Source organism: Amycolatopsis sp. lyj-23, assembly GCF_046549135.1.
In the GTDB taxonomy this organism is placed as follows: domain Bacteria; phylum Actinomycetota; class Actinomycetes; order Mycobacteriales; family Pseudonocardiaceae; genus Amycolatopsis.
Genome location: NZ_JAJPWN010000003.1, coordinates 631,843 through 654,821, shown reverse-complemented (window position 1 = coordinate 654,821; position 22,979 = coordinate 631,843). Strand labels below are relative to the sequence as shown.

Sequence of the window (22,979 nt, the reverse complement as noted above, 5' to 3'; positions counted from 1 at the left end):
CCTACTATATGGACCGACGGTCAACTTGTCGAGGAGTCTGCATGGAGCGCGCCGACGCGGCCCGTAACCGCCAGGCGATCCTGCGCGCGACGGAGGAACTCCTGGCGTCGCACGAGGTCTCAGAAGTATCGATGGACCGCGTCGCCGCGGCGGCCGGCGTCGCCAAGGGAACGGTGTTCCACCGCTTCGGCAACCGCGAAGGCCTGATGCGGGCACTGGTGGAATCGCGAGTCGAGTCGCTGTCGTCCGCGATGGCTTCGGGACCGCCACCGTTGGGCCCGGGCGCACCACCGGCTGCGCGCTTGGCGGCGTTCTTCGACGCGGTGGTGGAGCTGGCGACCCGCAACGTGAAGGTGATGGCGGCGTTCGAGCAGGCGTCGACGGACCGCCTGAACAGCCCGGTCTACCTGGCGTGGCACGCACACGTGTCGGGGCTGATCGCGGCCGCGTCATGCGGGCTGGACGCGGACCTGACGGCGCACTTGCTACTGGGCTCGCTGCACAGCGATTTGATGTTGCACCTGCTGCGCACGGGCGAAACCGAGCGGCTGGCAGCGGGCCTGCGGTCGCTGGTCAGGACGATGCTGGGCTGACGACCTCCGTGTGGTGGGACGGCAGCAGGGTGCCGCCACGCAACTCGACCTGCTGCCACGGGAGCTGCACCGGCTCGTCGTCCCGATCGACGAGGGTCACGGTGTCGAGCGAGCAGCCGGTGAGCCGCACCTGCCGCGCGACGTGGCTGAGGTCGAGGCGGCACCGCTCGAACCGGCAGTTCTCGGCGAGCACGGGCAGCGGGCCCGGGTCGTAACCGTGCTTGCTCGAAAGGTCGAGTTCGAGGTCCGCGAAGTCGCAGCGGTCGAACACCAGCCGGCCGAACGAGAAGTCGAGCTGCGAGAAGTCGACCACGGGTGCGCCGAACCGGCAGCGGAAGAAGGCCATCGAGGAGGACTCCAAGAGCGCGTCGGCCACGTCGAGCTTGTCGCCGGTGAATTCCGCGCCGACGAATTCGGCTTTGCCTCTGGCGAGGGTGATCCCGGCGAAGTTCGTCTCGGCCGCGGCGAAACGGGCGCCGTGGAAGCTCAGCAACCGCCCGAACACCGTGCCGGCGAAGGAGGCCACCCCGCCCACGAACTCAGCCCCGTCGAACAACACCTCGCCGCGGAACTCCAGCCGGGCGAAGTCGGCGTTCTCCAAGGTCACACCGGTGAAGTCGAAGTCGAGCGCGGACCAGGAAATCCTCGCCGATGCCCGCGTGTGGTCGCGCACCATGCGCAGGATCGCCTCCCGCACCTCGGTCTCGCCGTCGCGTTCCTGGCGGATCCGCAGGTAGCCGCAGAGGACATCGACACAGACTTGACGCTTGTCGGCCCAGTCGTCGGCAAGGCCGGCCATCGCATAAACGCCGGCGAGCCGGACTGCCGGGCTCTCGTTGGCGAGCTGCTCGGCGGCACTCCCGAAGCGTTCGTTGAACTTCTGAACGACTTCGCGTTCAGCACGCTGGACGGACAGGGCATGTTCGTCCTCAGCCACCCGCTGCTTCCGGTACCCGACGGCAAGTAGCACGACCCCACCGAAGCCGGCGACCACGGAGAGGGCGATTTTCAACAGGTCGAGCAGCTCCCCGACGTCGAAGGCACCGGCCCGCGGAAGCCGCGGCCAGCCGAGGAACCAGAGCAGGCCACCACCGGTGGCACCGGCCACGAGCAGGGCCACGAACAGCCAGCCGAGGACGGAAACGGCCATCCCCCGCCGCCAGGGCGCCGGAGGCCGCGGCTGCCGAGTCCGGCTGACCCCGCGGACCACGAACTGTCGACGGGAGCCTTGCCGGATCAGGAGCGACGCCACGAGCAGGCACAATGCGATCAAGAGCCAGCGGAGCCAGTCGGACACGGTGCGTGAGACTAGCCGGTGGGTGCTCGGCCCGGGAGCAAATCGGACAGGTCGTTCGTTGAAGGGGTATGGCTGTCGCGTTCCTGCTTTACGTCTTCGCCGAGATCGCCGCGATCTGGGCGGTGGGTTCAGCCGTCGGCGTGCTCGGCACGCTGGGCCTCCTCCTGGCGGGCGCCGTCCTGGGCTCGTGGCTGGCCCGCCGCGAGGGCGGCAAGGCGATGCGGGCGTTCACCTCGGCGGCCCGGTCGGGGAGACCGGCCGAGAAGGAACTGACCGACGGGATGCTGGTCGGCCTGGGCGGGGTACTGATCCTGGTGCCCGGGTTCGTCAGCGACGTGCTCGGGTTGCTGCTGATCCTCCCGCCTTCACGGGCGGTGGCGCGCCGGCTGTGGTTGAAGCGGATGGAGAAGAGGGCGGTCCGGTTCGCCAACCGCCGGCGGGGGCCGGTGATGGTGGTGGACAGCGAGGTCGTGTCCCCGGACGAACCGCGGCGGGAGCAGCCGCCGGTCATCGAGGGTCGCGTCGTCGAGGGCTGATCAGCGGCGACGACACGCGAACTGATGCTGCTAGGCGTTTGCACGTGCAGTCTCTAAGATCGAACGCGTGTTCGTGCTACGAGATCGCGGCCTCGACAGCCGAGACGGCGTCACGCAGCGGCACGTGTTCCCAGATGCGGACCACTCGCCAGCCCGCGTCTACAAGCGCTTCGGTAACCAGCTGATCGCGGCTCATGTTGCGCCGGAGCTTCGGCGTCCAGTACCACTCATTGCTGGTCGGGTGGCGACCGTGCTCCGGGCAGACGTGCCAGAAGCAGCCGTCGACGAAGATCGCGACCTTTCGCTTGGTGAAGACGATGTCCGGCCGAACACGCACACCTTCGAGCACTATCGGCAGGTCCTTGCGGTACCGATAACCAAGCCGATGCAGCTCCTTACGAAGAGTCACCTCGGGCTTGGTGTCAGTGCGCCTGTTGGCTCGCATGTTGCGAGAGCGGCCCTCGTTCGCGGCAGCGGGATAGGGCTTCGGCTTCGCTTTTTCATCAGCCGACGGGGGTGTCACGCGGCGCGCCATGCGCCAGATAGTCTCAGGCGCCACCTCGCCACGCCACCCTGGGAAGGACTCCAATGACCGGCGCAACCGACGACAGCTCCTTCGAAGTCGTTGAGCTCTGCGCTGGCGCAGGAGGCCAGGCGCTCGGCCTCGAGCTCGCCGGCTTCAAGCACCGGCTCGCTGTCGAGCTGGACCCGAACGCTTTTCAGACCCTGAAGAAGAACCTCTCCGGCTTGATCGAAGTCAACGAGGAGTTGCGGCCGGTCGTTCAGATGGGCGATGTGGCAGATCCCGAGGTCTTCAACCCCGAGGATCACCGGGAGGTTGCTCTTCTGGCGGGAGGTGTCCCGTGCCCGCCGTTCACCATCGCGGGGAAGCAGCTCGGCGCAAACGACGAACGGGACTTGTTCGCCTGGGCCGTGGAGCAGGTCGACAAGGTCCGGCCGCGCGCGCTCATGCTCGAGAACGTCCGTGGTCTCAGCTTGCCGCGCTTCTCGGGCTATCGTCAGTACGTCCTGGACCGCCTCGCGGAGTTCAAATACGTTGCTGAGTGGCGCCTGCTCAACGCCAGCGACTTCGGTGTTCCTCAGCTTCGGCCACGTTTCGTCCTGGTCGCCATGCAAGAAGATGACGCCAAGTACTTCAAGTGGCCTGAGCCCGACCCCGAGACGCTGACCGTCAGCGGCGCCATCTCCGACCTCATGGGCGTCAACGGCTGGGAAGGTCTTGCGGAGTGGCAGAAGCTTGCCAACAAGATCGGCCCCACGATCGTCGGCGGATCCAAGAAGCACGGTGGGGCAGATCTCGGCCCGACCCGTGCCAAGCGCGCGTGGGCCGAACTTGGCGTCGATGCCATGGGCGTTGCCAACTCCGCCCCAGCGAGAACGGACAAATTCCCAGCGCCTGGGCCAAAGCTGACGAACGAGATGGTTGCCCGCATCCAAGGCTGGCGCCCTGAGTACAAGTGGGAGTTCACGGGCCTGAAGACGTCCCGGTATCGCCAGATCGGGAACGCGTTCCCGCCTCCGGTTGCCAAGGCCGTCGGCTCGGCGATTCTCAGGGCACTCAAGCACGAAGGGGACGTGGTCGCCCGGGACAACCCGAGCCATGATCCCGTATACAAGGTACTTCGCGAGCAGGGCGGCCTTGTGCCCGCCAAACTCATCGTCGACCTGGCCGGGCTCCGGAACGGCATCCCGGAACTCGAGGAGAGAATCGCGCAGCTTGGCCGGGACTTCCATATTGAATCCAAGCCCACCAGCGATGACACGCTGGCATATCAACTTGGCGAATTCAAGGCATTCATCGGCCAGGAAAACCATGAACGACACGAGAAGTTCATTCAGAACCGGTCAAAGATCAGTTAGGTCGCGGCTTCTGCACATGCTCGAGCAGCGCCCTGACGTCCGCCGCATCCATACCGGCAACTGCTGACTGTTCTTCGAATGGATCCCCGAGCTTCTGAACCGAAGAATCATCGAGAAGCTTACCCATGAACTCAAGCTTTTCATTAAGCCGCTTTGCCACCACCTCATCAACTGTGCGCCTGGTGGCTAAAACAGTCACCCTAGTCTCCGCATCCGGCGCAAGACCAAGGCGGTGAATCCGGTCCAGGCTTTGCAGGAACCGGCCTGCCTGAAAATCACGATCGACATACACGGCATCGTGGCAGACCTGATGAAGGCTGATTCCCTCACCAAGGGTCGCCGCATTAGAAATGAGCACCAAGCAGTCCGGATCGTTTCGGAAACGATCGATCTGCCCCTCGCGCTCCGCAGTGCCTCCGTGCACGACAGCAGGCTGGAAGTCCTCCAGGAGCCTCTCGAGGGTACTGATGCTGCGGACAAAGCTGGCCCATACCAGAGTTTTCCGTCCCTTCGCCGAATTCTCCTTCACGATCGCGAGCACTTCTTGATACTTCGGCGGCATCTCGTATTCCGAAAGCGAGCCTAGCAAGCTGTACAGTGGATCGTCCGCGGGTATCTCCAAGGGTGGTACCTGAAGGGAGAGAGGCTCGTATCTCGTGGCTCCTTGAGCAAGAAGAGCCGGGCTGGTAGCAGCCATGATCAGCCGGAGCACGGTCTTGCCGATCGAGTCGAAGTCCGACTTGCTTCGCGCGGCGCGCATCGTGAATCTCCCGACGATGGCGTCGTAGATTTCCCGATGCAGAGGCGGGAGGTCGACCATGCGCATCTTCACCGATACCGGCGGTAGTCCGAGTTCCTGCTTGGTCGTCCTGGTGTAGAGCGGTTTGAGAACCCGGCTGGCATGAACCAGGTTTCCACCGCCTACTGCGTCATTGACCACACGTTTCCCACGTCCCGGCCAGACGAAAGCGAACAAGCTCTCGAGGTCCTTTGGACCATTTGGAGCGGGAGTCCCGGTCAGGATCATCCTTTTCGTGCTCAGCGGACCGAGAGCCATACACGCAGCTCCGTAGACTCCTGCACTACCAAGCTTCATGCGATGCGCCTCGTCGAGGATCATCATCGTCGGCGCAGACTCGAGCCAACCGGTAATCACACCGAGCGATCGGTCAAGTCGTTCATAGTTCACCAGCAACACGTCCGCCGTGAGCGAGTCCCTGCCGTCAAACACCTGGACATCCAGCCCGTCGGCGAAGCACTTTTGGCTTTCCTCCTGCCACGCTTCGTAAGCCGACTTCGGGCAAACGACCAGCATCCGCGTCACGTGGCCCCGCCGGCGCAGGATCGAAAACTCTGCTAACGCCACTCGCGTCTTGCCGGCACCAGGCACTGAGAAGTTCGCGCCGTGACCGAGCGAGACGAGCTTCGCTACGTCTCGGCGCTGGAAAGACGTGAGATCCCCGGACCACGTGGGCTCAAGGGCGTCTGCGACCTCGCTGTCACTTACAACCAGTTCGTCCACTTCGCCGGAGAGGAGACGCTCGGAGCGTTCTGCGTCTGCGATCATCTCCGTGGCGAGGACCTGGAAAGACTGTTCCCATGCGACGGAGTCGGGTTCGGGCCACTCGGCCAGAGCTTCAATGTTCCCGATGAACTCGTCGATCGGGACAGCGGCCGCCAGCCGTTCCGTCATCTGACCACCGGGAAACCCCGCCAGGAGGGTGGCGAGGTCTTCCCTGCGACGGCTCACGGTCTCCAGCCGCGCCTGAGTCCTCGTCAAATCGAACCCGATGATCAGGCTTGGCCCGCTTCGATGCACTCAGGTCTCCAGTTCAAGCACTTGCCGCAGCCAGTCGACGCCTTCACCCGGCTCTTCCACAGTACGGGCCGCTTCGACCGCTAGGCTGCGCAAGCTGCGACGGAAGCCCATCACGGCATCATTGAACGCTTCCTCATCCAGCGCTCGTGATGCCCGCGACATGACCAGCTCAGTAACACACTGATCGATCTCCGCCCGTGCGGTGTTCAGGCGATCTGGCGCCGCTTGTTTCCGCTTCTGAAGCTGCGCCTGGCGCCCGGCCAGCCGGATCGCTTCGTTCACTGCCACCTTCAGCTCACCGATCGGCTCAGCTGTCTGACCAGTCTCCAGCCCGGACGAGCTGATCTCCACGGCCCGCGCTTTGAGCACCGTGTTTGTCAGCTCCTTGGCGTTCGCGACCTCATTAGAGGAGCCCTTCACGGAGAGACCCAGGCCTGGAATCGCGACTTTCTGCGACGACGGCTTCCCGGGCTTGAGCTTGGCGGGCAGCGCGTCGTTCAAGTAGCGAGACTGGAAGTCTGCCTCGATGAACCTGACATCGGTCTTCGAGAAGCCGAGCATGATGGCCGCCAAGCGTGACTCTTTGGTCAGCTCGGCGCGATCACCGCTCGTTGCTTGATCCTTCTGGTAGCGGCGATGCAGCTCCTTGAGCTTCTCCTGGTGATCTTCGAACGCGATGAGCGGAATCCGGCGACCGCCCACCTCGCTGCGCTCGATCATCGACTTGATGCACGAGAAGACCCACTGATCTTGTTTGCAAGCTGCCACCGTCGTCCGGAAGATGCCAGCGATCTTCGGCAGTGGCAGACCCTGGCTCACCAGCTCGTCGATGGCAAGCAGGCGGTTGATGTACGAGTAGTCGCGGCGGTGTTCCTTCCTGAGCTGCAACGACAGCTCGACGTCCCGGATGTCTGGCCAGTCACACGAGTCAGGCAGAACAGCAACCCGGATGGGTTGTTGCGGGCCTCCCGTCTTCAGCAGGGCGGCCCGGCGCGTGTTGCCATTGACCAGAATGCCTTCCCGGGTGATCAGCCCAGGCTCAGTCTGCTCGTACTTGCGGAGACTCTCGAGAAGTTCCGTGAAAGTTGGGTCGGTCCTGCCGGGATCCGAGGGCAGCGCTTGCAGCAGGTAGCCGAGGTACTCCTGGCTCTCAGTGCTCCAAGGGGCCTCATCGACCAGGCGGTCACGCTCGGGGTCGTGGCTGCGCTGCGCACGAACCCGATGGGTCGCCGGGTTGTAATAGAGGTCGCCCACGGGCATCTGGATCACGTCCAGATGCACCTGGTTGCCACGCCAGTCGATGCTCTGCGTTTCACGAGCGCCGCCTCGGGCATCGATCTCCTTGAGACGGCGCTCTACAACAGCGCGGTTCTCATCGGCTCGAGGCGGCCGACCATAGTCCTTGATCATGCATTCTCCCGTACCACCGACGCGCCACCGACGAAGAACGATAACCGGAGCCGGCACACAGCTCAGGCCAAGCCCAAGAACTCGCGCAGAGCTGCACGAGCGTCAGCAGGCAAGGCCCGGTATTCGGCCCAGACTCGTTCCACGGGGCTGAACGGCCGCTCGTCCGCATCCATCCAACCAGCAAGAAGCTCGCGATCGTCCGAGCTCAGCGCGCCGGCCCGATCGATTACGGCGGACAGGTCCGCGGTGAGGTCCTTCGCGCCAACCCGGCATCGGTTGCACTCCGTGATCAGCTGAACGTCACTGGCCCCCCCAGGCAACCGGACCTCGCGGCGGGCAATATCAAGCTGTGCCCCCTCGAAGGTGCCCGCGTAGAGCTGGCCGGGCGTGATTCCACACGACCGGCACATATTGCTGTCACCGGAGATCACTTCGCGTCGCCGAACCGCGCCGATAGCCGGCGCCGATGCAGGCCGTGAAGCCATTCCCTTTTCCCAGACAGGCTGTCCGCGCGTCACGAAACGCTGCTGCGCCGAAGTGAGGCGGGGATCCTCCCGGTTGGTATCGATACGCCAGCCGAAACTCCGCAGGTCACGCATCCGGCGATCGATCTGCGAAACCCCGGGAAAGGCAGCACGCATCTGCTCCTTGGTGAACTCGTTCCCCTCGCCCACCTCGGAAATCAGCCACAAGGCAACGCGCTTCATCGTCCCGAGGTTCGGGTCTTCCCACGACGGCAGCAATAGCTTTCCCTTACTTTCGGTGCGCGCACACTAGCTGAGAGCACACGGCTCGGCTGAGGTGTACACGCGGCCGGACACTGTTAGCCCTTTGTAGCACAGAAGCGGCGGCACGCCGCGCCGATGGTGTTTACAGAATCATCAGGGCGAGCGAACGGAAACCCGAGCCTACTGGCGGTTAGTCATGATCATTTTAGCTCGCCTATTTGATTGAAGGCTCAATCAAATAGGCGGGGTTCCAGTCAAGAGCGAGCTGGCATGCGCGGACTCTCCCGGCCATGACCTGCATATTCTCGTCTTCTGCAACCCGAACCATGCCCATCAGCATCGCGTTTGTAGATTGTCAACAATCTACAAACGCGATGCTGATGCTGCAAGCGAGGCTCAGCGAATAACTCTTCGTCGCTTCAGCGTGCCGAGGACGCAACGCGCCGAGAAGCGACGAGAGCTCCGCGACGCCACAGCCTGCGGTAGGCTGCCTGAGGCTCAGCTGTTCATAAAGTGCTTAGCTGACACGAAAGGAGCAACGTCTGGGACGGCCCCCGCCGGGAGGCTCGCGAGACGCACGAACCCCAGGCACACCCCCTGGTCAACAACTTCACCACGCATGCGCGGGGCAGCAGCCCGGACAAGTAATCCCGCCAAGCGACAGGCGAGCACCAACCGTTGCTCGCTTCTATTGAGCACGCTCGAAATACGGTGGAAATCATGAGATTAGGTCACGTGGGAGGGCGATACCCCGCGGATGCCACAGCGGCACAGCGACAACTTGCCGACGTCCTTTTGTCACTGTGCCGATGCATGGCACCTCGGACACAAGCGGAGAGAGCAGCGAAGATCTGGGTTTCCACTCCGGCGCTCTCGCTCTACGTCAACGCGCACAGGGTCCCATCCATCACGGTATTGCGATCGATGTATGAGGTGGCAGCGGAGAGCAACGAAGGCCGCCTGATCTGCACCTGGGATGAGCTTACCGAACTGCGCACGCTTGCGAAGCTGAGTTCTCAGAAGGGGCGCTCCCAGAGGGAGCGTTCCCAGGAGCTGGTTTCACAGGAGCGGAGTTCACAAGAGCAGAGTTCACAAGAGCAGAGTTCACAAGAGCGGAGTTCGAGGAAGCCGGGCTCCCGCCAGAAGGTCAGGCATAAGGCCTCGTGATGCACCATGCATCAGGGACCGGCGCAACACGATTCAGCCAGGCAAGCCGACCGGCGCAACGTAAAGAGCACCTTGCCGCCTCTGCCGACACGCGTAGCGGCAAGTTCGCCGCTCGGCATCTGCACCCGGTGCGTCAAACGCCACACGACCACCAAGGGACAGCCACCGAAATGACGACTGCACAAAGAGCGGTCAGGAGAGTTGAAGTGAAGTGACATCACGCTGCCTTTGGAAGGGCTGCTGGGCCTCAAGACGGACCTGTCAATGCGATGTGCCGCACAGCGATGCTGGTGACTCGTTGATGCTGGTGACTCGATGCTGATGACTCGCCACGCCGCTGCCTGCCGCGTCGAACTACCGGTTTCGGCCGCGGATCGTCACACAAAGTAACACAACCGCGTAACACAACCGCAAGTAACACAGCCGCGTAACACAGCCGCACGTTAGTGAGGTGAACATGTGGAGTAGCCGGGCCAGGCACCCAACGTCCAGGACGCGCCTTCGGCCACACAGCATGCGAGCTGGTCCTAGCGGGCCAAAACGCAGAAGCAATCCAGCGATGAGACGCGATCGTCTGGGTGCAATCGGGGAAGGCCAGCCGGCCATGCCGGACAGCAGTCACCGGCAGACCTTCCCCTTCCAGGAACCCCTCGACCTGCCTGAACAAGTAAGGAGCCCTGTTGGCTAAGTCTACGGGCCAGATGCGGAGGCTGCGCCTCCATACGTCGATCATCACGCGTTCTGGTAAGCGGACATCGCTCACCAGAACGGGGCACGAGGCGAGCCCCGCGCCCCGGGAGCCGAGCTGGCCGAAAATTCTCGTCCGCGGAGCGTGCTCCGGGCTGGGCAAGGCCGTCGCAGAGTGGGTAATCCACGCCGTCTCGTCGCTCTGGAGCTGAACAGGACAGGTAGGGCCGCCGCAGCCGGCGGCCCTACCTGTCCACCGATGGCTTCGGGATGTCGAAGTAGCTCGAGAACCGCACTGCCGGGGCGTACTCGCCCTTCACCTTCACCCGGCCCGTCACGAACATCGCCGCCACTGCCGCATTGCCGGTGGCCATGCGAATGAAGTCGTCCACGGACAGGGTGATCGTCGTGTCCGGGGTTCGGGACAAGTCCGCTGAAGACACGCACACCCCGTCCTCGATCACCGTCTGGAAACGGTCGTAGCCGTCCTCGCCTGAGCCTTCCGAGAAACGCCAGGAAACCACGAAATCCACGTGGCGCGCGCGTTCCGGTGAGAAATGCTCCGACATTCGGCGGAATATCTCGTCCAGGAACACCGACCGCAGCTCCGCATGAGAAGCGATCGCCTTCAACTGCTCGCGGGAGGCTCGGCGGACGACGTCCACCAGGACGTCCGTCGACAGTGAGCTCAGCTCGATCCCCGCACCCGTGGCGCCCAGCATGTGCAGGGTTTCCAGCACCTGGATGAACTGCGCGGGCGTCAGGCGGCCGATGACCAGCTTCTCCGCGAACGCGTTCACCACATGACTGCCGCGGAACGTGCGGGGGCGGCGCCATTTCGGCTTACGGGACACGCGCGGACTATACGGGGTGGGGGAGGTCGAAGTACCCGATGAGACCCGCCGCGAAGGCCAGGTCGCCTTTTACCTTGATTCTTCCCGTTACGAACAACACCGCCGGGGTTGCCTGGTGCGTGATGAGCCGGAAGAAGTCGACCGGGGCGATCGTGATGGTGACTCGCGCCGACGAATGCATCTCGCGGCTCACCGTGCACGCTCCGTGCGAGATCGCCGTTTCGTAGCGGTCGTAGCCGCCTTCGCCTGCTCCGCCCGACAGGCGCCAGTGGACCACCGCCTGCAGGTTGCGGGCGCGGTCCGGCCGGATGTGCGCGCCCATGCGGGCGAAGATCTCGTCCAGTACGCGCTCGCGCAACGCTCGGTCGGCGACCACGCTCTCCAGCTGCGCGCGCGACGCCGAGGCCACCAGGGATGCGAACCGGGCCGGCTCCACCTTGCTCAGGTCGAACGCCGGGGCCTGGGCGCCCAGGCGCAGCAGGGCGCTCAGCAGCCGGCGAAAATCATCCTTGCGGAGCTCGGCGGGGTCGAGGCCCTCCGCGAGGGCGTTGACGTCGAGGGCGTGGGCCTCCGGGCCCAGCGGGTCGAGCCGCTCCAGTGCGTCCAGCAGCGCCGCTCCGCGGAGGTCCGCGATCCGATCGGCGCTGGTCATCCCGGCGTTTTCGGCCATGGTCACCCCTCTCCGGTTACTCGTGCGTAAGGCTACCCGCCAGTAGGTAGGCGGGCAAGCGTGCCGAAATCACCCGCGCGGGGCAACGCCCGGTACCGTCTCCGGGCAGCAACGAGGAGGTCCAGCGTGTCAGAGGAAGATCAGCGTCCGCCCGAACGGGCCAGGCGGCTGCCGCGTGCGGTACGCGAGCGGCAGATCCTGGACGCGGCCGTCCAGGTCTTCTCTCGGCACGGCTACCACGCCGCGTCGATGGACGAGATCTCCGACGTCGCCGGCGTCTCGAAGCCGATGATCTACACCTACCTCGGCTCGAAGGAAGACCTCTTCGGCGCGTGCATCCGCCGCGAGGCGACGCGCCTGCTCGAGGCCATCCAGGCCGGCGTCCAGCCCGACCTGCCGCCGGACATGCAGCTCTGGCACGGCCTCCGGTCCTTCTACCGCTTCGTCGCCGAGTACCGCGAGTCGTGGACGGTCCTGCACCGCCAGGCCCTCACCGTCGGCGGGGCCTTCGCCGCGGAGATCACCGACATGCGGGCGCGGGCGATCCAGCTCGTCGCCGCGCTCGTGGTGTCCGCCGGCACCCGCAAGGGCGTCGGCGAGCAGGCCGAGTTCTCCGGCGAAGGCCTGGCCGCGTCCCTGGTCGGCGGGGCCGAGTCGCTGGCCGACTGGGCCCTCGACCACCCCGACATCTCCGACGGCGTCCTGGCTTCCTGGCTGATGAACCTCGTCTGGCTCGGGTTCAACGACCTCATCGAAGGCGCGGTCTGGAAGCCGTCAGAGTGAGCTGATCGTGCCCTCCAGGTGCGGCTTCGACCCGCTCCACAGCTCGAAGGCCCAGCCACCGTCCACCGACCACGACGTGAAGCCCGCCTTGGCCGGCAGCAGCACCGGCTGCTTGAAGCGGACGTCCACCGTGAACGCCTCCGGCAGCCGGCCCTCGAACGCCGCCAGCGCGTGGGCCTTCGTCCACATGCCGTGGGCGATCGCGCGGGGGAAGCCGAACAGCCGGGCCGTCAGCGGGTGCAGGTGGATCGGGTTGCGGTCGCCCGAGACCTCCGCGTAGCGCCGTCCGATGTCACCCGGGACGCGCCAGATCGCGTCCGGTGTCGGCGGGGCCAGCTGGTCCCGGCGGCCGGCCGGGCCGGACGAAGAGCCGCGACGCAAGTACGTGCTGACGTCGGACCAGACGAGGTCAGCATCGACCCACGCTTCGCTGACGACGTCGAACTGACGCCCCTTCTCGTGCGGGCGCAGGTTCTCCGCCCGCACGCGCACGGTCAGCGGCTCGCTCACCCGCAGCGCGCGGTGCTGGGTGATCCGGTTGGCCACGTGCACCATGCCGAGCAGCGGGAACGGGAACCCCGGCTCGGTCATCAGCGCCATCTGCAGCGGGAACGCCAGCATGTGCGGGTACGTCGCCGGCAGCTCGTCGCTCAGCCGGAAGCCGCACACCGTGTTGTACGCCGCCAGGTGCGCCGGGTCGACGACGACACCCGTGCGCACCAGCTCGGTGTCGGGCAGCGAAGAGCCGGACGGCTTGCGCAGGACGCCGCCGAGCAGCGCCTTCGGGTACAGCGTGGCCAGGCTCGGCGTGCTGTCGAGTTCGCGGATTGCCACGGTCACGCCCCCAGCAGGGCCTGGCCGCAGACGCGGACCACGTTGCCGTTCACCGCGGCCGACGCCGGGTTCGCGTACCAGGCGATCGTCTCGGCGACGTCGACCGGCAGCCCGCCCTGGCCGAGGCTGGACAGCCGCCGCCCGGCTTCGCGGATGAACAGCGGCACCGCGGCCGTCATCTTGGTCTCGATGAACCCGGGCGCGACCGCGTTGATCGTGCCGCCGTACGCCGCCAGCTGCGGCGCGCCGACGTTGACCATGCCGATCACGCCCGCCTTCGACGTCGCGTAGTTCGTCTGGCCGACGTTGCCGGCGATGCCCGCGATCGACGAGACACCGATGATGCGCCCGTTCTCGTTCAGCACGCGGTCGGCGAGGAGCTTGTCGTTCACCGCGAGCTGCGAAGCGAGGTTGACGGCGATCACGGAGTCCCACGCGCTTTCGCTCATGTTGCCCAGCGTCTTGTCGCGCGTGATGCCGGCGTTGTGCACGACGATGTCGACACCGCCGTGCCGCTCCTTCAGGTACTCCGCGAGCTTCGCGGGCGCGCTCGGCGAAGTGATGTCGAGCTGCAGCGACGACCCGCCGACCTTGTTGGCGACCTTCGAGAGGTCGCCGCCCTGGGCCGGGATGTCGAGCGCGACGACGTGCGCGCCGTCGCGGGCCAGCACCTCGGCGATCGCCGCGCCGATGCCGCGGGACGCGCCGGTGACCAGCGCGACCTTGCCGTCCAGGGGCTTCTCCCAGTTCGCGGGCGCGGACGCCGTCTTGCCCTCGGTGCCGATCCGGATCACCTGCGCGTCGACGAACGCCGACTTCGCCGAGAGCAGGAACCGCAGCGTCGACTCCGTCGCCTCTTCGGCGCCGTCGGCGACGTACACGAGCTGGGCGGTCGCGCCGCGCTTCAGCTCCTTGCCCACCGATCGGATGAACCCTTCGAGGGCGCGCTGCGCGATCCGCTCGCGGCCCTCGACCTGCTCGGGCGGCGTGCCCAGCACGACGACCCGGCCGGACGGGCCGACGCTGCGGATCACCGGGTGGAAGAAGTCGTAGACCTCGCGCAGGCGGGCGGGGTCGGTGACGCCGGTGGCGTCGAAGACCAGCGCCGCGTGCCGGTCGGCCGGGCCGGTGATCACCTCGATGCCCGCGTCGGCCAGCTGGTCGCGGAGGGTTTTCTCCAGCCGCCCGCCGGGCGCGGCGCCGAGAAGTGCGGGACCCTCGAGGGCGGGCTGCCCGGGCTGGTACCGGCGCAGTGTCGCGGGATTGGGCAGGCCGAGCTTCGGCACCACGAACTTCCCCACCGGGGTTTTCGTGAACTGCTGGTACCTGTCAGCCATCGGTTGCCTCCCGTGCCGTCTGCGTCACGTCGCAGTCTAACCTACTCCTCAGTAGGTTACAGTGTGCAGGAGCCGACCAGAGAGGTGGAGTTCATGCCGCCGAAGAAAACGCCCGCCGTGCGCAAGGTCGCGATCATCGGCGGCAACCGGATCCCGTTCGCGCGGTCCAACGGTCCGTACGCGAAGGCCTCCAACCAGGACATGTTCACCGCGGCGCTCGACGGCCTGGTCAGCCGGTTCTCGCTGCAGGGCGAGGTGATCGGCGAGGTCGCCGCCGGCGCGGTGCTCAAGCACTCGAAGGACTTCAACCTGGCCCGCGAGAGCGTGCTGGGCAGCAAGCTCTCGCCCGCGACACCCGCGTCCGACGTCCAGATGGCGTGCGGCACCGGCCTGCAGGCGATCGTCAACGTCGCCAACAAGATCGCGCTCGGCCAGCTCGACTCGGCGATCGCCGGCGGCGTCGACACGACCAGCGACGCGCCGCTCGCCGTCAACGAGGACCTGCGCCAGATCCTCATCCAGCTCAACGCGGCCAAGACGCTCGGCGACCGCCTCAAGCTCGTCGCGAAGATCCGGCCCGGGCACATCGTCCCGGCGATCCCGCGCAACGAGGAGCCGCGCACCGGCCTGTCGATGGGCGAGCACGCCGCGTTGACGGCGAAGGTCTGGGAGATCACCCGCGAGGCGCAGGACGAACTCGCCGCGAGCAGCCACCAGAAGCTCGCCGCCGCCTACGACCGCGGGTTCTTCGACGACCTCGTGACGCCGTTCCTCAAGCTCGCGCGGGACCAGAACCTGCGGCCGGACTCGACCGCGGAGAAGCTCGCCAAGCTCAAGCCGGCGTTCGGCGGCCCGGACGGCACGATGACCGCGGGCAACTCGACGCCGCTGACCGACGGCGCGTCGACCGTCCTGCTGGCCACCGACGAGTGGGCGAAGGCGCACAAGCTCCCGGTGCTGGCGTACCTGACGTTCTCGCAGACCGCGGCCGTCGACTACGTCCACGGTGACGAGGGCCTGCTGATGGCGCCCGCCTACGCCGTGCCGCGGATGCTCGCGCGGGCCGGGCTCTCGCTGCAGGACTTCGACTTCTACGAGATCCACGAGGCGTTCGCGTCGCAGGTGCTGGCCACGCTCAAGGCGTGGGAGGACCCGGCGTTCGCCAAGGAGAAGCTGGAGCTGGACGAGCCGCTCGGCGCGATCGACCGGGCGAAGCTCAACGTCAACGGCTCGTCGCTGGCGGCCGGGCACCCGTTCGCCGCGACCGGCGGCCGGATCGTCGCGACGCTGGCGAAGCTGCTGCACGAGAAGGGATCCGGCCGCGGCCTGATCTCCATCTGCGCGGCCGGCGGCCAGGGCGTCACCGCGATCCTGGAGAAGTAACCGCACGAAAAAGGGCCGTCCCTCGCGAGGGACGGCCCTTTCGTGTCAGGTGGGTCAGTTGGGGAGGGCCTTCTGGGCCCGCTTCGCGAGCTTGTTGGCCCGCTTCTGGCCCTTGCGGCTCAGCTTCCCGGCCGCGGCGCCGACGTCCTTCGCGGCGTGACGCGCGCGCCAGGCCGCCGACGGCTTCCCGTGCGTGTCGCTGACCGCGAGGAGCAGGCCACCGGCCAGGCTCGCGTTCTTGAAGAACTGGATCTGCTGCTGCTGGCGCTCGCCCGGGTCCTTGAGGGTCCAGAAGCTGTGCGTCGAGAGCGTCGTCGGCACCAGGCTGCCGAGCAGCAGCCCCGCCGCGAGCCGCGGCGCCTTGCCGGCCGCGAGCGCGAGCCCGGCGCCGACCTTCACGGCGGCGTCGATCCGGACGAGCGTCACCGGGTCCCGCGGGACCTGCGCCGGGAGTTTGTCGCCGAACTTGTCGAGCGCGCTGTTGAGGAACGGTTCCGCCGCCTTGGCGTGGCCCTCGGCCTGCCTCAGCGCATTGATCCCGCCCGTCACGAAGATCGTGGCGAGCAGGGGACGTGCCACTCGACGGAGTATCACGGTCATAGCCTTCCTCGTACGGGCCGGTGCCTGGTCGAACCTACTCCGTGGGTGCCCGCTCGGCCCGGGCTCGAATCCTCATCGCCCTTTCTGGCTGTTTATAGTCCTGCTGCTAGAGAGCGCTATAAAGCGTTAGCGGTTGACTTTGACGCTGCGTCAACTTCTATCGTCGAAGTCATGGAGTGGTCGATCCAGGACATCGCCCGGACGGCGGGGACCACGAGCCGGACGCTGCGGCACTACGGCGCGGTCGGCCTGCTCGAGCCCAGCCGGATCGGCGGCAACGGCTACCGCTACTACGACGAGCAGGCGCTCGTCCGGCTCCAGCGGATCCTCCTGCTGCGCGAACTCGGCCTCGGCCTGCCGGCGATCGCCGAGGTGCTCGACGGGCAACGCGACCGCGCCGCCGCGCTCGAAACCCACCTGGAGCTGCTCGAACGCGAGCAGCGGCGGATCGGACGGCAGATCGAGTCGGTCCGCACGACCCTCCGGAAGCTGAAGGGAGGTGAACGACTGATGGCAGAAGAAGTCTTCGACGGCTTCGACCACACCCGCTACGAGGAGGAGGTGACTTCCCGCTGGGGCGCCGACGCGTACCAGCGTGGTGACCAGTGGTGGAGTTCGCTGTCGGCCTCGGAACGGGAGGCCCACCAGCAGGAGCAGCGGGACATCGCGGCGGCGTTCGGGGCCGCTTCCGGACTGGCTCCGGGCTCCGACGAGGTCCAGGCGATCACGCGGCGGCTGCACGAGTGGCTGCGGCCGGCCGTGTCGTCGGTGTCCGCGGGGTACTTCGCGGGCCTGGGGCAGCTGTATGTGGACGACCCGCGCTACGGGTTCGAGGGCGAAAGAGCGGAATTCGTCCGGGACGCGATGAAGATCTACGCGGAACGGAACCTGAGCGAGTAGCGGTGCGTCGTACGGGCGCACTGGGGGTAGAGCCGAGCAGGGCTGCAGACCTGTTCGGCTCTATGTACGGCCAACCGGTCGAACCCGCGCGACACGCGCTAGCCGTCTATGGCGGAATATCGGGCCCACGCTAGAAACGCCGATAGCTTGGCAGAGTGGACCCCATCCGCAACCCCTTCGCGCCGGGCGCCGGGCAACGGCCGCCCGAGCTGGCCGGGCGCGAGCGTGAGCTCAAGGCGTTCGAAGTGGTGCTGGAGCGGGTGGCGCGGGGGAGACCCGAACGCAGTCTCGTGCTCACCGGGCTGCGCGGGGTCGGCAAGACCGTCCTCCTCGGGGAGCTGCGCGCGATGGCCGTGCGGCACAAGTGGGGCGCCGGGAAGATCGAAGCGCGGCCGGACGCCGAGCTGCGGCGGCCGCTGTCGGCCGCGCTGCACCGGGCCATCCGGGACCTCGCCGTGCGGCACCGGGCGCCCGACCGCGTCGAAGAGGTGCTCGGCGTGCTCAAGGCCTTCGCGCTGCGGGCCAACAAGGCCGACGCCAAGCTGCGCGACCGCTGGCAGCCGGGCATCGACGTGCCCGCCGCCCAGGGCCGCGCGGACTCCGGGGACATCGAGATCGACCTCGTCGAGCTGTTCACCGACGTCGCCGAGCTGGCCGCGGACGTCGGCACCGGCGTCGCGCTGCTCATCGACGAGATCCAGGACCTGCAGCCGGACGACGTCTCGGCGTTGTGCGCCGCCTGCCACGAGCTCTCGCAGTCCGGCGCGCCGCTGGTGGTCGTCGGGGCCGGGCTGCCGCACGTGCCCGCCGTGCTGTCGGCGTCGAAGTCCTACTCCGAGCGGCTCTTCCGGTACGCGCGCATCGACCGGCTCAGCCGCGAGGACGCCGACTTCGCCGTGCTGGCACCGATCGAGCGCGAAGACGCCGGCATCGAGCCGGAAGCCCTCGACGCGCTCTTCGACGCGTCCGGCGGCTACCCCTACTTCATCCAGGCTTACGGCAAGGCGGCCTGGGACGCGGCGCCGTCCGACCCGATCACGGTCAAGGACGTCCAGGTCGCGGCGCCCGAGGCGGAGTCGGAGCTGGCTGTCGGCTTCTTCGGCTCGCGCTACGAGCGGGCCACGCCGGCCGAGCGGGAGTACCTGCAGGCGATGGCGTCGCTCACCCAAGGCCGCGACGAACCGGCGGGCACCGCCGACGTCGCCGTGTTCCTCGGCCGGAAGCCGTCGTCACTGTCGCCCGCGCGCGACAGCCTGATGAAGAAGGGGCTCGTGTACTCCGCCGAGCGGGGGCAGATCGCCTTCACGGTCCCGCACTTCGGGCACTACCTGCTCGGCCGCGACTGACCTGCGGTTTTCCTGCTGTCTCGCGGTCTATGAGCGTCGCTACGGTTTTATAGCACTATTTCTATATCGCCGTAGAGAGTCTTAGCGGGTTGCTCTTCAGTGACCGCGACCACCCTCGATCTCTCCGGCGCATACCCAAGTTTGCCGATGATTCATCGGCTAGTGCGCCACATCACCGGATATTCATTGGCTTCCTTGTGAAAAAAGGCGCATACTGGAACCCAAGCCACCAAGACCCTCGAAGGGGATGCAGACACCGATGAACAACATCGCCGCCAAGCTCCGTGCCCGTCGCGCCGAGGCTCGCACTCGCCGGGCGCTGAACCGGGCGATCGACACCGCCGCCACCGCGACGGTCCGTCAGGAACTCATCGCGATCTCGCAGGCTCGCTCGGGCTACATGCGCTGATCTTTCTCACCCCGTGGCGGTCGCCCATCCGAGTGACCTAAGCCACATCGAGCGCATGGTGTAACGCCGCCCGGAGGGGCGTCGATACCCAGTACGACCCCGTGATGCTGGCGGACCCCCGACCTGGCAGCATCGCGGGGTTTCCCATTTTCTCCCTTGCCTTGACCGGCTTCCCGAGTAATCTTTGACTTCGTCAACGAACTTGTTGAGGTGGTCAATGAACGAGGCTCTGACCGCGGACCGGGTGGCCGCGGTTCGCGCTTTCAACCGGCTCTACACGTCCGTCATCGGCGTGCTCGACGAAGGGCCGGCGGACGCCGAGTACTCGCTGCCGGAGGCCCGCGTCCTGTTCGAGCTCGCCCACCAGGACCCGCTTCCGGTCACCGACCTGCGGAAACGCCTCGACCTCGACGCCGGCTACGCCAGCAGGCTGCTCAGCCGCCTCGAGTCGCGCGGGCTGGTCGTGCGCGAACGGTCGGACGAAGACGCCCGCCGCCAGCTCGTGCGCCCGACCGCCGCGGGCCGGGACGCGTTCGCGGTGCTGAACCGCCGGTCGGCCGACCAGATCGGCGGGCTGCTGCGCCGGTTCGCCGACGAAGACCAGCAGCGCCTGCTGAGCGCGATGCGCACGATCGGCGACCTGGTCGGCGACCGCCGCCGCGACCCGGCACTCGTGCTGCGCCCGCCACGACCGGGCGACCTCGGATGGGTGGTGGAACGCCACGGCGCGTTGTACGCCCGCGAGTACGGTTTCGACGCCCGGTTCGAGGCACTCGTCGCCCGGATCGCCGCGGACTTCCTCGACGGCCACACCGACCCGGGACAGGCGTTCTGGATCGCCGAACTCGACGGCGAGCGCGTGGGCAGCATCGGCTGCGGCCGTGCCGACGCGGACACCGCGAAGCTGCGGCTGCTGCTGCTCGAGCCGTCGGCGCGGGGGCACGGCGTCGGCAAGCGGCTGGTGACCGAGTGCGTGGCGTTCGCCAAGGCCCACGGCTACCGCGCGATGGAGCTGTCGACGGTGTCGGTCCTCGAAGCGGCGCGGGCGCTCTACCGCGCGGCCGGGTTCGAGCTGATCGCCGAAGCGGACTTCGACGACTGGGGGCCGAAGCTGACCGACGAAACCTGGCGCCTGGAGTTCTAGCGCAGCACCCGGCCGAGCCGGAAGAAGACCGTGGTTGGGTGGTCGCGTGACGGACTACGTCGACGGGTATTGCGAACGCGTTGCGCCCGGGCTCTGGGGTGAACCGCTCAACAGTCTCAGCAACCTCGCGTTCCTCGTGGCCGCCGTGCTCGTGTGGCGGTTGGCCGCGGGCGATCGCGTCGGGCGGTTGCTGGCCGGGCTCATCGGACTCGTCTTCGTCGCGAGCACCGTTTTCCACCTGCTGGCGACGCGCTGGGCCGCCGTCGCGGACTCGGTCAGCATCCTCGCTTTCGTGCTCGTGTACGCCGCGTTGTTCCCACGGGTGTTCTTCGGGTGGCGGCTGTGGTGGCTCGGACCGCCGGTGTTCCTCGCCCTGACCGTCGTCACCGCGCTGCTGGGCGGCGGGCTCTACCTCTCCGCGCTTATCGGGCTCGGGCTCTGCGCCGCGATCCTCGCCTTCGCGCGTGACGCGTCGTGGCCGCACTTCGCCGTGGCAGGCGCGGTCTTCGCGCTTTCGCTGAGCCTGGGCACGCTCGACCGGGACGTTTGCGACTACGTCCCGGCCGGCACGCACTTCCTCTGGCACCTGCTCAACGGCGTGGTGCTCTACCTCGTTTCCCGGGCCGCCGTCCGTCCTTAGTGGACGCCGATCGGGCGGAGGTCCTTGTCGTGCTCGTCGGCGTGGTAGTCCTCGGGGTTGGTGTCGTCCGTGCCGTTGAACACCTTCAGCTGCCGGGCGATCACCGTGACGATCGCCGCGATCACCAGGTTGCCGATCAGGGCGACGAAACCGACGTAGATCTGGACCGCCGAGCCCGCGAACGGGTGCCAGCCGAAGATCGACAGGTTGCCCAGTGACAGCGCCGAGCCGCCGAAGTGCTGCTTGCCGTTGGCCGGGTTGGGGATGCCGTACAGCATGATCAGGCCCCAGCCGATGCCGACGACCCAGCCCGCGACCAGGCCCCAGCGGTGGAACCAGCGCGTGTACAGCGCCAGCGCGACCGCCGGCAGCGTCTGCAGGATCAGCACGCCGCCGATGAGCTGGAGGTCGATCGAGAACTGCGGGTCGATCAGGATGATGACGGCCACCGCGCCCAGCTTCACAACCAGCGAAGCCAGCTTCGCCTGCTTCGCTTCTTCCTGCGGCGTCGCGTTCTTGCGGATGTACTCCTTATAGATGTTGCGCGTCCACAGGTTGGCCGCGGCGATCGACATGATCGCCGCCGGCACCAGGGCGCCGATGCCGATCGCGGCGAACGCGATGCCGGCGAACCAGGACGAGAACTGGCTGTCGAACAGCACCGGGACGATCGTGTTGCCGTCCACCTTGCCGGTCGCCGCGTTCGTCAGCGGCTTGACCCCGGCGGTGATCGCCACGTAACCCAGCAGCGCCAGCAGGCCCAGCACCAGCGAGTACGCCGGCAGCGCCACCATGTTCTTCTTGATGACGTTGCGCCCGCGCGAGGCCAGCACGCTGGTCAGCGAGTGCGGGTACAGGAACAGCGCGAGCGCCGAGCCCAGCGCCAGGGTCGCGTACTGCAGCTGGTTGTTGGCGGTCAGCAGGATCGAGCCGGCCGGCTTGCCCGTGGCCGGGCTCTTGGTGCTCAGCTTCGCGGCCGCGGTGTCGAAGATGTGCGACCAGCCGCCCAGCTTCGAGGGCAGGTAGATGATCGCCACCAGGATCACGATGTAGATCAGGATGTCCTTGACGAACGCGATCAGCGCGGGCGCCCGCAGGCCGGACTGGTAGGTGTAGAACGCCAGGATCACGAAGGCGACCAGCAGCGGCAGGTGCCCGACGATGCCGCCGCCGTTGATGCCCATCGTCCGCAGCACGGCTTCGAGGCCGACCAGCTGCAGCGCGATGTACGGCATGGTCGCGACGATGCCGGTGATCGCCACCAGCAGCGCGAGGATCGGCGAGCCGAAGCGGCCGCGCACGAAGTCGGCCGGGGTGACGTAACCGCGCACCCGCGAAACCGACCACATCCGCAGCGCCGGGAGCAGCACGATCGGGTAGACGACGATCGTGTACGGCAGCGCGTACAGGCCGAGCGCGCCGGCGCTGAACACCAGCGCGGGCACCGCGACGAACGTGTACGCCGTGTAGAGGTCGCCGCCGAGCAGGAACCAGGTGATCCACGAGCCGAACTTGCGGCCGCCGAGGCCCCATTCGTCCAGGTGGTCCAGCGTGCTGCCGCGCTGCCAGCGCGAGGCCATGAAGCCGAGCACGGTCACCAGGGCGAAGAGGACCGTGAAGATGATCAGCTCGGGCCACTGCAGGTTGCTCATCGAGCGTCCCCCTCGTCCAGGTCGTCGACGCTCAGCCGGTCCGGTGCGTCAGCGGTCGGCTTGTCCCGCGTCATCAGGTAGACGATCCAGGTGGAGAGCACCCCGACCGCCACCATGACGAACTGGAACCAGTAGAAGAACGGCATCCCGAACAACCGCGGACCGTCCATGTTGAACAGTGGCGTGACCAGGACCAGCAGCGGGACGATCAGGAGCAGGTTCCACGGGCTGAATCGAAACCCGCGCACCTTTCCGTCGTGCTTCGCAGTCGACATCGGACCTCACCTAACACTCCCGTAACCGACTGCA

General features: G+C 66.9%; 22 protein-coding genes and 1 pseudogene. 11 read left to right on the top strand and 12 right to left on the bottom strand.

Features of this window, described 5'->3' with window-relative positions; genetic code table 11:
• Positions 1–41: 41 nt before the first annotated feature.
• A complete protein-coding gene (locus tag ACLJPY_RS09180) occupies positions 42–593 on the top strand; it encodes a TetR/AcrR family transcriptional regulator (protein WP_410587568.1) in 552 nt (183 codons plus the stop codon).
• Here ACLJPY_RS09180 and ACLJPY_RS09175 read toward each other — a convergent pair.
• Complete coding sequence (locus tag ACLJPY_RS09175) at positions 574–1,743, bottom strand: hypothetical protein (protein WP_410587567.1); 1,170 nt, start codon at positions 1,741–1,743, stop codon at positions 574–576. The genes ACLJPY_RS09180 and ACLJPY_RS09175 overlap by 20 nt on opposite strands.
• 215 nt (positions 1,744–1,958) lie before the next feature.
• Here ACLJPY_RS09175 and ACLJPY_RS09170 point away from each other — a divergent pair, with 215 nt between their 5' ends.
• Positions 1,959–2,426, top strand: a complete 468-nt coding sequence (locus ACLJPY_RS09170) for an FxsA family protein (RefSeq protein ID WP_410587566.1) — start codon at positions 1,959–1,961, stop codon at positions 2,424–2,426.
• Between the two features lie 76 nt (positions 2,427–2,502).
• Here ACLJPY_RS09170 and ACLJPY_RS09165 read toward each other — a convergent pair whose 3' ends face one another.
• Entirely contained in the window at positions 2,503–2,961 is a 459-nt protein-coding gene (locus ACLJPY_RS09165; protein ID WP_410587565.1) for a very short patch repair endonuclease, read from the bottom strand.
• A gap of 53 nt (positions 2,962–3,014) precedes the next feature.
• Here ACLJPY_RS09165 and ACLJPY_RS09160 point away from each other — a divergent pair, with 53 nt between their 5' ends.
• Positions 3,015–4,307 carry a DNA cytosine methyltransferase gene (locus ACLJPY_RS09160; protein ID WP_410587564.1) on the top strand — a complete coding sequence of 431 codons (1,293 nt, stop codon included), beginning with the start codon at positions 3,015–3,017 and terminating at the stop codon, positions 4,305–4,307.
• Here ACLJPY_RS09160 and ACLJPY_RS09155 read toward each other — a convergent pair.
• The 3 genes from ACLJPY_RS09155 to ACLJPY_RS09145 form a co-directional block, all read right to left on the bottom strand.
• Positions 4,300–6,000, bottom strand: a complete 1,701-nt coding sequence (locus ACLJPY_RS09155; protein WP_410587563.1) for a DEAD/DEAH box helicase — start codon at positions 5,998–6,000, stop codon at positions 4,300–4,302. The genes ACLJPY_RS09160 and ACLJPY_RS09155 overlap by 8 nt on opposite strands.
• A gap of 126 nt (positions 6,001–6,126) precedes the next feature.
• Positions 6,127–7,536, bottom strand: a complete 1,410-nt coding sequence (locus ACLJPY_RS09150) for a transcriptional regulator (protein ID WP_410587562.1) — start codon at positions 7,534–7,536, stop codon at positions 6,127–6,129.
• Positions 7,537–7,598: 62 nt separating this feature from the next.
• Positions 7,599–8,243 (bottom strand): hypothetical protein, encoded by a 645-nt coding sequence (locus ACLJPY_RS09145; protein WP_410587561.1) that lies wholly within the window; start codon positions 8,241–8,243, stop codon positions 7,599–7,601.
• Positions 8,244–9,328: 1,085 nt separating this feature from the next.
• Between ACLJPY_RS09145 and ACLJPY_RS09140 the strand changes: the two are divergent.
• Positions 9,329–9,421 (top strand): annotated as a pseudogene (locus ACLJPY_RS09140) (hypothetical protein); the annotation flags it as partial.
• 942 nt (positions 9,422–10,363) lie between these two features.
• On the opposite strand, the gene ACLJPY_RS09135 reads toward ACLJPY_RS09140, so the two are convergent.
• Positions 10,364–10,918 (bottom strand): SCP2 sterol-binding domain-containing protein, encoded by a 555-nt coding sequence (locus ACLJPY_RS09135; RefSeq protein WP_410587635.1) that lies wholly within the window; start codon positions 10,916–10,918, stop codon positions 10,364–10,366.
• A gap of 61 nt (positions 10,919–10,979) precedes the next feature.
• A complete protein-coding gene (locus ACLJPY_RS09130; RefSeq protein ID WP_410587560.1) occupies positions 10,980–11,642 on the bottom strand; it encodes an SCP2 sterol-binding domain-containing protein in 663 nt (220 codons plus the stop codon).
• A 126-nt stretch (positions 11,643–11,768) separates the two neighbouring features.
• Between ACLJPY_RS09130 and ACLJPY_RS09125 the strand changes: the two genes are divergently transcribed.
• Positions 11,769–12,425, top strand: a complete 657-nt coding sequence (locus ACLJPY_RS09125) for a TetR/AcrR family transcriptional regulator (protein WP_043787198.1) — start codon at positions 11,769–11,771, stop codon at positions 12,423–12,425.
• Here ACLJPY_RS09125 and ACLJPY_RS09120 read toward each other — a convergent pair.
• On the bottom strand, positions 12,417–13,259 hold the full coding sequence (locus ACLJPY_RS09120) for a MaoC family dehydratase (protein WP_410587634.1): 843 nt from the start codon (positions 13,257–13,259) through the stop codon (positions 12,417–12,419). The two genes, ACLJPY_RS09125 and ACLJPY_RS09120, sit on opposite strands and share 9 nt — an antisense overlap.
• A gap of 2 nt (positions 13,260–13,261) precedes the next feature.
• Positions 13,262–14,596: a 3-oxoacyl-ACP reductase gene (locus tag ACLJPY_RS09115; protein WP_410587559.1), complete on the bottom strand. Its 1,335-nt coding sequence runs from the start codon at positions 14,594–14,596 to the stop codon at positions 13,262–13,264.
• 93 nt (positions 14,597–14,689) lie between these two features.
• On the opposite strand from ACLJPY_RS09115, the gene ACLJPY_RS09110 reads away from it, so the two are divergent.
• A complete protein-coding gene (locus ACLJPY_RS09110) occupies positions 14,690–15,979 on the top strand; it encodes an acetyl-CoA C-acetyltransferase (protein WP_285987386.1) in 1,290 nt (429 codons plus the stop codon).
• A gap of 54 nt (positions 15,980–16,033) precedes the next feature.
• On the opposite strand, the gene ACLJPY_RS09105 is transcribed toward ACLJPY_RS09110, so the two are convergent.
• Positions 16,034–16,579: a DoxX family membrane protein gene (locus tag ACLJPY_RS09105; protein ID WP_410587558.1), complete on the bottom strand. Its 546-nt coding sequence runs from the start codon at positions 16,577–16,579 to the stop codon at positions 16,034–16,036.
• 171 nt (positions 16,580–16,750) lie between these two features.
• On the opposite strand from ACLJPY_RS09105, the gene ACLJPY_RS09100 reads away from it, so the two are divergent.
• The 5 genes from ACLJPY_RS09100 to ACLJPY_RS09080 all read left to right on the top strand — a co-directional run bounded on the left by ACLJPY_RS09100 (position 16,751) and on the right by ACLJPY_RS09080 (position 21,018).
• Positions 16,751–17,479, top strand: a complete 729-nt coding sequence (locus ACLJPY_RS09100) for a MerR family transcriptional regulator (RefSeq protein ID WP_410587557.1) — start codon at positions 16,751–16,753, stop codon at positions 17,477–17,479.
• A gap of 155 nt (positions 17,480–17,634) precedes the next feature.
• Positions 17,635–18,825: an AAA family ATPase gene (locus tag ACLJPY_RS09095; RefSeq protein ID WP_410587556.1), complete on the top strand. Its 1,191-nt coding sequence runs from the start codon at positions 17,635–17,637 to the stop codon at positions 18,823–18,825.
• A gap of 259 nt (positions 18,826–19,084) precedes the next feature.
• Entirely contained in the window at positions 19,085–19,234 is a 150-nt protein-coding gene (locus ACLJPY_RS09090; RefSeq protein ID WP_364275848.1) for a hypothetical protein, read from the top strand.
• Between the two features lie 217 nt (positions 19,235–19,451).
• Positions 19,452–20,378, top strand: a complete 927-nt coding sequence (locus ACLJPY_RS09085) for a GNAT family N-acetyltransferase (RefSeq protein ID WP_410587555.1) — start codon at positions 19,452–19,454, stop codon at positions 20,376–20,378.
• 46 nt (positions 20,379–20,424) lie between these two features.
• Positions 20,425–21,018 (top strand): hypothetical protein, encoded by a 594-nt coding sequence (locus ACLJPY_RS09080; RefSeq protein WP_410587554.1) that lies wholly within the window; start codon positions 20,425–20,427, stop codon positions 21,016–21,018.
• Here the strand turns inward: ACLJPY_RS09080 and mctP are convergent.
• Together mctP and ACLJPY_RS09070 are read right to left on the bottom strand one after the other, a co-directional pair.
• A complete protein-coding gene (mctP, locus tag ACLJPY_RS09075) occupies positions 21,015–22,670 on the bottom strand; it encodes a monocarboxylate uptake permease MctP (protein WP_410587553.1) in 1,656 nt (551 codons plus the stop codon). The genes ACLJPY_RS09080 and mctP overlap by 4 nt on opposite strands.
• Positions 22,667–22,945 (bottom strand): DUF3311 domain-containing protein, encoded by a 279-nt coding sequence (locus ACLJPY_RS09070; RefSeq protein WP_410587552.1) that lies wholly within the window; start codon positions 22,943–22,945, stop codon positions 22,667–22,669. Before ACLJPY_RS09070 ends, mctP begins: the two co-directional genes overlap by 4 nt.
• Between the last annotated feature and the right edge of the window lie 34 nt (positions 22,946–22,979).